The sequence below is a fragment of the Bacteroides sp. NGMCC 1.200775 genome, from assembly GCF_040798045.1.
Lineage (GTDB): Bacteria > Bacteroidota > Bacteroidia > Bacteroidales > Bacteroidaceae > Bacteroides > Bacteroides hominis.
This window is the reverse complement of the sequence record NZ_JASCQK010000004.1, coordinates 192,205-204,052: the sequence shown is the minus strand read 5'-3', so window position 1 is coordinate 204,052 and position 11,848 is coordinate 192,205. Positions and strand designations below refer to the sequence as shown.

At 45.0% G+C, this 11,848-nt stretch carries 12 protein-coding genes; 4 read left to right on the top strand and 8 right to left on the bottom strand.

The window, feature by feature from the left end; all coding sequences use genetic code 11:
• Positions 1-110 precede the first annotated feature (110 nt).
• Positions 111-413 (top strand): septum formation initiator family protein, encoded by a 303-nt coding sequence (locus QK890_RS12570; protein WP_005807565.1) that lies wholly within the window; start codon positions 111-113, stop codon positions 411-413.
• Positions 410-754 carry a hypothetical protein gene (locus QK890_RS12565; protein WP_032540097.1) on the top strand — a complete coding sequence of 115 codons (345 nt, stop codon included), beginning with the start codon at positions 410-412 and terminating at the stop codon, positions 752-754. Before QK890_RS12570 ends, QK890_RS12565 begins: the two co-directional genes overlap by 4 nt.
• A gap of 72 nt (positions 755-826) precedes the next feature.
• Here the strand turns inward: QK890_RS12565 and QK890_RS12560 are convergent, their stop codons facing one another.
• The 5 genes from QK890_RS12560 to QK890_RS12540 all read right to left on the bottom strand — a co-directional run bounded on the left by QK890_RS12560 (position 827) and on the right by QK890_RS12540 (position 5,199).
• On the bottom strand, positions 827-1,234 hold the full coding sequence (locus tag QK890_RS12560) for a DUF2141 domain-containing protein (protein ID WP_032540098.1): 408 nt from the start codon (positions 1,232-1,234) through the stop codon (positions 827-829).
• Positions 1,235-1,246: 12 nt separating this feature from the next.
• Positions 1,247-3,190 (bottom strand): TonB-dependent siderophore receptor, encoded by a 1,944-nt coding sequence (locus QK890_RS12555; protein WP_032540099.1) that lies wholly within the window; start codon positions 3,188-3,190, stop codon positions 1,247-1,249.
• Between the two features lie 102 nt (positions 3,191-3,292).
• Positions 3,293-4,192, bottom strand: a complete 900-nt coding sequence (locus QK890_RS12550; protein ID WP_032540100.1) for a LytTR family DNA-binding domain-containing protein — start codon at positions 4,190-4,192, stop codon at positions 3,293-3,295.
• 143 nt (positions 4,193-4,335) lie between these two features.
• Positions 4,336-4,938 (bottom strand): OmpH family outer membrane protein, encoded by a 603-nt coding sequence (locus QK890_RS12545; protein ID WP_022011999.1) that lies wholly within the window; start codon positions 4,936-4,938, stop codon positions 4,336-4,338.
• Between the two features lie 27 nt (positions 4,939-4,965).
• On the bottom strand, positions 4,966-5,199 hold the full coding sequence (locus tag QK890_RS12540) for a hypothetical protein (protein WP_005807575.1): 234 nt from the start codon (positions 5,197-5,199) through the stop codon (positions 4,966-4,968).
• A 161-nt stretch (positions 5,200-5,360) separates the two neighbouring features.
• Between QK890_RS12540 and QK890_RS12535 the strand changes: the two genes are divergently transcribed.
• Positions 5,361-6,827, top strand: coding sequence for an aminoacyl-histidine dipeptidase (locus QK890_RS12535; protein WP_005780526.1), 1,467 nt, complete (start codon positions 5,361-5,363; stop codon positions 6,825-6,827).
• Positions 6,828-6,927: 100 nt separating this feature from the next.
• Positions 6,928-7,962 (top strand): endonuclease/exonuclease/phosphatase family protein, encoded by a 1,035-nt coding sequence (locus QK890_RS12530; RefSeq protein WP_032531690.1) that lies wholly within the window; start codon positions 6,928-6,930, stop codon positions 7,960-7,962.
• Here the strand turns inward: QK890_RS12530 and QK890_RS12525 are convergent.
• The 3 genes from QK890_RS12525 to QK890_RS12515 all read right to left on the bottom strand — a co-directional run bounded on the left by QK890_RS12525 (position 7,947) and on the right by QK890_RS12515 (position 11,793).
• Positions 7,947-9,116: a mechanosensitive ion channel family protein gene (locus QK890_RS12525; RefSeq protein ID WP_005780530.1), complete on the bottom strand. Its 1,170-nt coding sequence runs from the start codon at positions 9,114-9,116 to the stop codon at positions 7,947-7,949. The two genes, QK890_RS12530 and QK890_RS12525, sit on opposite strands and share 16 nt — an antisense overlap.
• A gap of 137 nt (positions 9,117-9,253) precedes the next feature.
• Positions 9,254-9,910, bottom strand: a complete 657-nt coding sequence (gene fsa, locus QK890_RS12520; protein ID WP_005780531.1) for a fructose-6-phosphate aldolase — start codon at positions 9,908-9,910, stop codon at positions 9,254-9,256.
• Positions 9,911-9,975: 65 nt separating this feature from the next.
• Positions 9,976-11,793, bottom strand: a complete 1,818-nt coding sequence (locus QK890_RS12515; protein ID WP_220575830.1) for an alpha-L-fucosidase — start codon at positions 11,791-11,793, stop codon at positions 9,976-9,978.
• Positions 11,794-11,848 lie beyond the last annotated feature (55 nt).

The window sequence follows — 11,848 nt, the reverse complement described above, 5'->3', positions numbered from 1 at the left end:
TACGCAAAAAAGTGCAAGGAGAAAAAAGGAAGCGGAATAAGTTTTAGAGCGGAAATGCTACGTTTTAAGTTATTAGTTTTATCTTTGCATTTGGAATTAATGAGAAAATCATGGGCAAATTAATCACAATCTGGGAGTTTATAGGCAGACATAAATACTGGATCACCGTCCTGGCATTCGGAGTCATCATCGGCTTTTTGGACGAAAACAGTATGATCCGCCGCATCGGCTATGCACGCGAAATCAGCCGCTTGCAGGGAGAGATTGATAAATACCGCGCAGAGTATGAAGAAAACACGGAGCGCCTCAACGAGTTGAGCACCAATCCTGAAGCCATCGAACAGATAGCGCGCGAAAAATATCTGATGAAAAAGCCCAACGAAGACATTTACGTATTTGACGAGAACGAATGAAACAACTGATACCCGCACTTTTCGCCGTAGGCGCCGTGATGGCTCTCGTAGGAGCCGCCGTCTTTATCACCGGATGGGTGTATGCACCTTATATATATACCATCGGGGCAGGCTTTGTGGCATTGGCCCAGGTCAACACTCCGCTCCGGGCAAAAAACAAAACGCTCCGCCGCCTGCGCATTCAGCAGATATTCGGCGCACTGGCATTGATACTGACAGGTGCATTCATGTTCACCACACGCGGCAACGAATGGATTGCCTGCCTCACCATAGCAGCTATATTGGAACTTTATACAGCTTTTCGCATTCCGCAGGAAGAGGAGAAAGAGCTCTCTAAATAAAAAAGAGCTCCCCTTTTTCAAAGTTTCCTCTCTACCTTTCACGTGCATCAGCAATTGAAACCGAATGATACACTACTTTAAATGAATAACCATCGTAGTGTCCCGTTTGAGTTCAAAACAGCATTTTTCAAACGAAGGAGCTCCCAAGACTCCTTCCGCATCATTGCTGAACCCGAACTTTTCCAAAGGACGCCCGAATGCACCGGTATCCAACTTCCCGTTTTCATTTTCATCCTGAAAGAGGGAAATGGCATAAGTACCGGCAGGAATTCCCTTACAGGGTATCTCTATCGTCCGGTCCTTCACTCCTACTCGAAAACCGAAAACAGGCTTCTTCATAAAGGTCTGTTTGGAAGAGTAGATAGCCACGTAAACAGATCCGTCCACATGCTCCACGTCTTTGACAATCAATGTCAGATTCTGACCCGCTACGGACACACTCGTTAGTACTGCAAACAGCAAAATAATCATTGTCTTCATAATGGTAAATATTTAAAAATTAGAAACATCATAAGCTACTTTCTTACCTAAAGTGATATAAACTCCCAGATAGAAGAAACGGTCACTGGAAGCACGGACGGCCTGTCCGTTAATCCGTCCATATTCGTTTTTACGCCCCGTCAGATTAGTGGCAGAGGCATGTACGATAACCTTCTTACTCGCCAGCACAGTGATACCCAAATCGAGAGAATGGCAGGGTTTTACTTCATCATTCATCAACCCCGGCAGCTCCGGATTATGATAAGGACGCCCACTTGCCAACCGGTCGGTCACGCTGAAGATGGTTCGCAGACGGGGAACACTGTATTTCAGTACCAATGACACATTATGACGGGTAGCGTATTGCGGAACGGTCAGTTCAGTATATTCCCGGTATTTCCGTTTTGAAAGATTATAAGAATAGGACAAACGGTATTCAAAATTCTTCCATAGGGCATTGTCACAAAAATATAGGTCAATGCCTTTACTATGTCCGTATCCATCGGGAACCATACCTTGGGGAACAGACAATTCCAGCCTTTTATAATTTTTGTAATAAAACTCCGCTTTGTAAAATCGCCCGCTCTGTTCGTATTGGAGACTGAAGAGAGTCTGCCTACAGATATTAGAGGGCAAAGCAGTGTTTTTTATCAGGTATTTATTTTCCGGTAATTGAGTGTATTGTCCTGCCACAACCGAGATTGACAAACGATTCCACGCATAATTGACAGCAGCTCTGGGAGACCAGTTCATCCGCCGGTTCAATGAAACATACTCCGGACGGAAAGACAGTTCTGTTTTGAAGTGTTCCGACAGATAAAAAATGGACGAAAGAAATCCTGCACAGATCGTGGGGTACATACGGTTTTCATCATAGAGCAACTCAAACCGATAATAATCCCGATATGACCGGATAAAAGTTTCAACTCCCGCGTCCAGACGTAGCCAAGGAGTAAATTGCCGGAAGGACCTGACTTTCAAATGAAGTTCCTGCTGCCGCTCACTCCATGCATCCCCGCCTGTCACTGCACCTCCCACTCGCCGGTCATAAAAAGAATACGCAGCCCCGAAAAACCAATTCCAACCGGAAGCGGCACGTTTGCGGAAGGTAGTGTTCAGATAAACATTGTTTTCACCCAAACCGAAGAGATGACGGTCTGCATCTGCATAATTCGAAAAGGAAGTACGGTCATACCCTGCATATAATTTGAATACAGTCCTTTCATCCGGCGTGTACCGATATTGGGCAGCACCGGAAAACATACCGTATGGCTGCTTGAAATCAGTCCGGGAAGGATAAACCCGATAATAAGGTGACAGATTCTGATAATCGAGATTCAGCGAAAGTGAAGAGTGCCCGAAAACCCGCGTACCACCTCCTCCCAACCCGACGGTAGAAACATTCATTCCCAGTTTATTGACCGTACTATGGTCCTTGGTTTCCAGAGGAAGTACAGCAGACAAGGCCTCTCCATACTCCTGTGACTGTCCGCCGGAAGCCAGATTGACACCACTGAACATAAAAGTGGAATAGCGTCCTCGTGCAGGAGTATCCGCTCCGGTTGTAGTATAAGGATTCAACACATGCATGCCGTCTATATAGGTCTGTGTTTCGTTACTGCTCCCGCCACGCACCAGCAGACGACCGCTTTCACCCTGAATTTGAGCCCCCGGAAGGGTTTGCAAAGCCCGATATAAATCTCCGTTAGCTCCTCCTACCGTTACCAGATCGACCGGTCGCAAATCGCTCCAGCGGCTGTTAGCCCTGGGAGTTTTATGTGCTTTGACGACTACCTCGTCCAACAATATACTATCACCTAAAGTCGTGAAAAAAATGGTATCCGTAGTTACGTTTTGGGCTACGAGTGAAACCGGGAGAAGCATCAAGCTTCCAATCACTGTTACATAGAATCTCTTCATTGTGGTCTGTTTGCTAACATTTTCACCGGCAAACATAAAGGATCGGTTCCAAGCAAAAAAATATCCGGGACAGACAGCCCGGATATGTGACAAGCAGCTCGTCCTATGTGACGAACTGCATCTTTTTGTGACCAACGGTTATTTGCCGACTATAGTTTCCATCAGCTCTTTAACCTGTTTGGAATAGGCCCGTGATACAGGTATCTCTTCCGGACAACCTTCCAAAAGCAAACGGTAGCCCTGTGAGTTTCCACTAACCTTTACCACCTTACGGAGATTGACCAAAAAAGCACGGTGGCACTTCACCACCAACGGAGACCCACCGGTTACTTCCTCCGCCTGCTTCATGGTCGTCCGCAACAGACACTGCATATTTCTGCCTCCTTTCTGATAGTTCACCCGGATATAGTTTCCATCGGACTCTATATACAACAAGTCCTTAGAGTCCAATTCCAAAGATTCCCTGGTACCGCCCTGGAACGAAAGCAAAGAAACTATTTCAGTTGTTTCTATAGATTCCGTCGCAGATACTGGCCGCTGTAAATGGAGGTTCATCTCCGTCGCTTCCTCTAAATGGATAGCCAACAACCTGTTTTGATTCAATAAAATGAAAAGTACTGTAGGGAAAAGTCCGATAACCAAAGTGAACAATGCAAAAACACAAAAGACATCCCAACGCAGCCCCCAGCCAAAAACAAATGTTGAATAAAGCCAGTTACCGACAGCAATAAATAAGATTACCATCAACAGATTGACTATCTGTTTCCATACAGTCCACCCCTCTTCTTTGTAAAACTCCGGAAACAGACAGGCAAAAAGATACACGGGGATGCTCAGAAATACTGCTGTCACACCCATAAAGCCCAAAAGTATCCAAAACTTATGCCCCTCAATGCCCGATATTCCGAAAGGCTGTAAAACCAGTAATATAAGGAATACGACCAACGAAGAAATCAATACCACCTTCCATCTTTGATACACAACCGGATAAGGACTTTGCAGGTATCTTCGTATTTTTTCACTCCAATGATTTCTCATTTGTATTCTGTTTTTCACTCTTGTTGCAAAATAATATAAAATATCGAACGGACAGCTATAAATCGAGAGATAATCTTAAAGACAAAAAGAGGCAATCCTCTTCAGAATTGCCTCTCCTATTTCATAATATGATAAACCGGATTTTACTTCTTACCCACAGGAGCATATCTTGCGTTAAGTCCGTCTACAATTTCTTTTGTGATGTTCAGTGTGCTGTCGGCATACAACAGATTATCAAAACTGGTATTGCTGATAATCAGGTTATAACCTTTAGTCTTATTGTATTCTTTCAGGAAAGCATTGATAGAGTCACGCAGAATCTGGCTGTTTTTAGCATTTTCAGATGCCATTTCGGTAGCCAGTTTGTTTTGCAATGCCTGCAAATCCTGCTCCAATTTACCTAAGCGTGCATATTCCTGTTGTGCTCTTTCCTGAGAAATAAAAGCATTGCTTTCATATTTTTTCTGGAATTCCTGCTGTGATTTACGCAGTTCGTTAGCTTTTTGATTTAATACCATACGGCTGTTCTCTTCCTTACTGATCATATCAGCATTCAGATCTTTGCAGAAATTATATTGAGACAACAATGTATCTACTTCTACATAAGCGATTTTCAGACCAGAAGTGCCATTTGCATTTCCGGAAGCAGCGGGAGCAGCATTGTCGGCTTTACCAGCGCATTGTGAAAAAAGAAAGAGGAATGCAAGAGCAGCAAATCCGTTAATGAGGTAATTCATTCTCTTCATACTTGTAAAATATAGTTTTTTAATTAATTAGTTCATACTATCGTTTAAGGTTTTCTCAATTTCATCAATAGAAAAGCGCCGTTTCTTTTGTGCTTCCCGATCTTGAGACTGTGCACAACTTATGCCTCTCTCCCTTAACGCTTTATTGCCGCTGACGTGCCCGTTGGGAAATTTTCCGCCTTTTGTAAAGAAGACTTTTATGCCTAATAAACCAAGGCAAATAGCAACTATTAACAGAGTTATCAGTATTGTATAGAGCATTTCTATTAATTTTGTGGGTGCAAATATAGACTTTTGTACTGACTAAGCCTCCTTTTTTACCATAAAAAAAGAGAAACGGGTTCAAAATTTGCAAGCAAATTAACCATATTTAGCAATAAGGGGTTAAAATTGAATTTTTAATTCCATAAAAAGAAAAGAGAATGGAAAAATCAGAACTGAAACCGGCCGGCGTATTTCACTTCTTCAACGAAATCTGCCAGGTGCCCCGTCCTTCAAAGAAGGAAGAAAAGATAATCGCTTATTTAAAAGCGTTCGGAGAAAAATATAATTTAGAGACAAAAGTGGACGAAGCCGGTAATGTACTTATCAAGAAGCCGGCTACTCCGGGTAAAGAAAACCTGAAGACAGTGATCTTGCAATCACACGTAGACATGGTGTGCGAAAAGAATAACGATACGGAGCATGACTTCCTGACCGACCCTATCGAAACGGAGATTGACGGGGAATGGATGAAGGCAAAAGGAACAACTCTGGGGGCTGACAACGGTATCGGTGTAGCTACTGAGTTGGCCATTCTGGCCGACGACAGCATTGAGCACGGTCCTCTCGAATGTCTGTTCACTGTAGATGAAGAGACAGGTCTGACCGGTGCTTTTGCCCTGAAAGAGGGGTTCATGAACGGGGAAATCCTATTAAACCTCGACTCGGAAGATGAAGGTGAACTTTTCATCGGTTGTGCAGGTGGTATCGACTCGGTTGCCCAATTCAAATACGAAACGGTGATGACACCCATCAGCCACCTTTGCTTCCATATCACCGTGAAAGGTCTGAAAGGCGGGCATTCCGGTGGAGATATCCATCTGGGACGCGGCAATGCCAACAAGATTCTGAATCGCTTCCTGTACTTGATGCAGAATACTTATCAGGAAGACTTCTTCCTCTTCGAATTCAACGGAGGTAACCTGCGAAATGCCATTCCGCGTGAAGCTTCAGCTGTATTCTCCGTACCGGAACATTATAAGCACGATGTGCGCACAGCCTTGAATGTCTTTATTGCAGAAATAGAAGACGAACTTCATAAGATAGAACCGGATCTGAGTATTCTTCTTGAAACGGAACCTCGTCGTGACTGGGCTATCGACCCAAGTACAGCCTATCGCCTGATCACTTCGTTGTATGCCTGCCCGCACGGAGTTTATGCCATGAGCCATGACATCCCGGGTCTGGTGGAAACATCGACCAATCTGGCATCTGTCAAGATGAAACCGGAAAATACTATCCGTATCGAAACCAGCCAGCGCAGTTCCATTCTTTCTTCACGCGACGATGTAGCCAACACTGTACGTGCAGTATTTACTTTGGCAGGCGCGCAAGTGACTTGGGGTGACGGATATCCCGGATGGAAACCCAATCCGGACTCGGAAATCCTGAAAGTAGCTGAAGAGTCATATAAACGTCTGTTCGGTGTAGATGCCAAAGTGAAAGCAATTCACGCCGGACTGGAATGTGGTTTATTCCTTGATAAATATCCTGCATTGGACATGATTTCCTTCGGTCCTACATTGACAGGAGTCCACTCTCCGGACGAACGGATGCATATTCCTTCAGTAGATAAATTCTGGAAGCATCTGTTGGATGTATTGGCACATATTCCGGCAAAGAACTAAATCAATTTCACCACAGAGGACACAAAGAAGAATTCACTTGATAATTCTAAAATTAAAAATCTGTGTGCTCTGTGGTGAATCAAAACGAGAACTAAAATCTATGCTCCGTCTTTTCTTTTTATTGCTGATTTCCTCCACTTCACTTTTTCTTTCTGCACAAAATCAGCCTCCTTTTCGTGTCGTCTTTTGGAATACCGAAAACTTCTTCGATACCCGGCACGATTCACTCAAAAATGACAGGGAGTTTCTGCCCCATTCGCTCCGGCATTGGGGCTATAGCCGATATAAAAAGAAGATAGATAATGTGGCCCGCACTCTTGCAGCAGTCGGAGAATGGAACTTTCCGGTATTGATAGGATTGTGTGAAGTGGAAAATGATACGGTTATGCGCGATCTCACGCTTTATTCTCCACTTAAGGAGGCAGATTATCGTTATGTGATGACACACTCTCCTGACCAGCGCGGTATCGACGTAGCACTGCTTTACCAACGCGACCGGTTCAAACTCCTTACCTGTTCTTCCATCCCTGTCGGCAATTTTGAGAATCATCGTCCGACAAGGGATATCCTGCACGTCAGCGGATTATTGCTGACAGGTGATACACTGGATGTATTAGTGGCACATCTACCCTCCCGCTCGGGCGGAGCACGTCAATCAGAACCTTATCGCCTTTTTGCGGCACAAAAACTGAAAAATGCGGCAGACAGCCTAATGTGTGTCCGCCGTTCTGCCAAATTGATTATTATGGGAGATTTTAATGATTATCCCACTGACAAATCTGTAAAACAAGTCCTGAAAGCCCTTTCTCCCGAAGAGAATCCTGACCATAAACAACTGTACCACTTACTGGCGCGAAAAGCCAAGAACCGTAACTTCGGTTCCTATAAATATCAGGGTGAATGGGGATTGCTGGATCACCTGATTGTATCCGGTACACTGCTTGATACTTCCGGTACACTTTTTACCGAAGAAAAAAAGGCAAGCGTGCTGCGTTTGCCTTTCCTTCTGATAAAAGATGAAAAATACGGAGGCATGCAGCCTTTCCGCACCTACATCGGAATGAAATACCAGGGAGGATACAGTGATCACTTACCTGTATATACCGATTTCGAAACCAATCAATCCGAATATTGATATACCTTCAGTTCAAACTTGGGTACCATAGCAAAAAAATGATCGAAAATATCGGATTGGATACGTTCATATTCTTTCCAAACCTTGTTACGGGAAAAGAAATAAATCTGAATAGGTACCCCGTATTCAGTAGCTTCCTTCTGGCTGATAATCAGGTCGAGATCCTGATTTACCACAGGCAAACTGCAAAGATAACGTTCTACGTATACCCTGAATACTTGCGAATTTGTAGGCACCACTCCTTCCTCCGGCTGATAGTCTGCCAACAGAGGTATCTCTTTGCGAAAGGTATCAAGCATTTCGGGGGTGCAGAACTTCAAAGTTGTCAGATCAAGAAAAATGCTCTTCATCACCCGCCGTCCCCCGGATTCCGTCATTCCCCGCCAGTTCTGGAACGAACCGTTTACCAAAGAATAGGGAGGAACGGTAGAAATAGTATTATCGAAATTCTGAATCTTAACGGTATTCAATGTAATCTCTTCCACAATGCCGTTTGCATTGGTTGAAGGGATGGTCACCCAGTCACCGGGACGTATCATATCGTTGGCAGACAACTGAATACCTGCCACAAACCCCAGAATGCTATCTTTAAAGACCAACATCAGAATAGCGGCAGAAGCCCCCAACCCGGCGAACAGCGTAGCAGGAGATTTATCGACAATTATGGAGACAATCACAATGCCGCCAATAAAGAAAACAAGAACTTGTAATACCTGAATAAAGCCTTTCATCGGACGATTCTTCAACTTTTCTTTTCCATTGAGTATATCCAGCAACATCAACAGACTGCTGTTGAGAGCCAGTAACAAGGCAAAGATCATATAGATAACACAAATTTTCTGCGAAACCAGCAACAAAGTCTTTCCGTGTACAAATGCCATAGGCAAAAGCATATACATCAGAATACCCGGCAGAATATGGATCAGGTGGTGAATCACTTTATGTTTGACCATCAATGTATCCCATTTATAAGGAGTCCGCCGTGCCAGACGCTTTATTCCACCCACAAAAATGGCCTGGCAAAGATAATCCAGTCCGACCGCAATAAAAATCATCAGGATGGCAATAATCGTTTCATCAAAGGTATTCGCTATTTTCGGGTCCACTCCCCAACCTATAAGGATCTTATTCATCCAACTTCCTAAATCTATCATAACTATCGTCTTTATTTTAACATGTTCATTTTATCAAAATAACACCTGAATGGGCTTTAGGTTTAGCCCAAATAAAAAAGGCTGTATTGAAAAACGGTATTTTCAATACAGCCAGCTTCATCTGTTACCAGAAATCCTTATCCATTTACCTTTTTATAATCTTCCAGAAATTTCTTCAGCCCGGCATCTGTCAGCGGATGATTCAGCAGCCCCTTAATGGCACTCAACGGGCAAGTCGCCACATCGGCACCGGCTTCCACACATTCCATTATATGCTTGGTGCTACGGATGGAGGCCGCCAACACCTGAGTAGGATAATTGTAGAAACGGTACATCCGCACAATATCGGCAACCAGTCCGACACCATCTTCACAAATGTCATCCAGGCGTCCTACGAAAGGAGAAACATACGTAGCTCCCGCTTTGGCAGCCAGCAAAGCCTGACCGGCAGAAAAGACCAGCGTACAGTTGGTGCGAATGCCCTGTTCGGAAAAGTGCTTGATGGCTTTGATGCCGTCGGCAATGCAGGGCACCTTCACCACAATGTGGGGATTGAGGGCTGCCAGCTCTTTTCCTTCCCGAATCATTCCTTCGTAATCAGTAGCGATCACTTCGGCACTGACATCGCCTTGCACGATGTTACATATCTCCACGTAATGCTTCCGCTGGTTCCCGACTCCTTTTATCCCCTCTTTAGCCATCAGAGAAGGATTAGTCGTTACTCCGTCCAAGACTCCCAAATCGTGTGCTTCCCGGATTTGCTCCAAGTTAGCCGTATCAATAAAGAATTTCATACCTAATAGTGTTTAATATCTTATATTCAAACAGATAACCCGGAGCAGTTGTTCAATAGAACGACTTACTTCTGCAAACGGATACCGATTTCGTTCAAAGCGACCTTTGCCGGAGTAGCGTCCGGTGTAGTGGCATCGAGTTTGATGTAGCGGGCACTGACCTTGTTGCCGAACGAAACGGTCTGCGGAACAGGGTTATGCATAATGTTGCTGAACTCCCCGGTAGTCGGCACTTCTTTCCAGTCTTCACCATTGGTACTTACATAGAATTTATAACGGAAAGCCATTGTCGGCTTCGCTTCCGCATTGGCAGGAGCATATACGAAACCTGCCATCTCTACGGCTTTTCCAAGATCAATCACCAACGGAGAGGCAGTCACTTGTTTCCATGCAGCACGAGGCAGATCGTTCCAATTTTCTTTCGCAGACGCCTCTTCCAACGGATGGGCATAGTAGGCAGCCACTTCGCTGATATTAGCCGTCAGACGGCAAGCATCAATCTTCACTCTCAGTTGAGTGGCTTCGATAGCCGGAATACGTATCAGACGTTTATAACCCACGGTAGTACCTTTGGCTATCTCCTTCCATCCTCCGGCAGTCAGTGCCTCGACAGTAAAAGTTTCTGTACGCTGTCCTTTCGAGATATCCTCACGTAGCATCACCACGTTGATTTCCGATTTCAGTTTCAGCTGATAGGTATGGGTATCACCCGGTTTGGCAGCCCATGGTTTCAATCCGCCTTTCACACGGTTATCGGCAAAAATTTCTTTGCGATAGTCGGCAAACTCTTTCAGACGGTTAACGTCGGCATCGCTGATGCGTCCGCGCCGATCGGGAGGGATATTGAGCAGCAACACTGAGTTGTAACCCACAGATTTGAAATAAATATCGGTCAGATGCTTGAGGCTCTTCACCTTACCGTCCTCCTGCTGATGATAAAACCATCCCGGACGGATCGATACATCCACCTCGGAAGGATACCAGAAGAGTTCCCTGGCATTAACCAACATGTCGCGTCCGCCCAAATCTTTGGAAGTCGCTTTTACACCTAACGCTTTGTTTTGCTCTTCACAACGGGCATAAGTGCCCGGAGTCAATACGGTGGCACTCCACTCCGTTTCACGTCCCAGTCCGCGTTCGTTGCCTACCCATCGTACATCGTCACCCATAATGGCAGTCACTGCATGGGGTTGAAGACGACGGATGGTAGAGAGGATGGCGGTCCAGTCATATTCCTGTTTCTTTCCGTTGGGACCTTCACCATTGGCTCCGTCGAACCAGACTTCGTGTACTTCACCATAATTGGTAAGCAGTTCAGTCAGCTGTTCGATAAAGAATTCGTTGTATTTCGGAGAATCCCCATAACAAGATGCATTCCGATCCCAGGGAGAGAGGTAAACACCGAACTTGATACCGTATTTATCACAGGCATCACGGAGTTCACGCACCACATCACCCTTTCCGCCTTTCCAAGGAGAAGAGGCCACGGAGTGGTTAGTAGTCCTGGTAGGCCACAGGCAAAATCCATCATGATGCTTGGCAGTCAGGATAGCCATCTTGAAACCCGCCTCTTTGAGTGAACGCACCCATTGTTCCGCATCAAGTTCGGAGGGATTGAAGAGTGCGGGATCCTCTTTTCCGTCTCCCCACTCACGCCCGGTAAAAGTATTGATACCAAAATGAAGGAAAGCAGTCAGTTCCATCTGTTGCCACGCCAGCTGTTGCGGAGTAGGTACAAGACGCGCTGCCATATCGACTTTCTGCTCAAGGGTAGCACCTTGCGGAAATTCCACGTGCTTCATATAGTAGTCGTCTTTTTTTTGGGCCTGTCCGGCTGTACAGATAGCTGCAAGCAGAACCGTCGATAAAATAAGTTTCTTCATAAATCTATTGTTTTAAGTTTGATTCACCACAGAGTAACACAGAGTCTCTCACAAA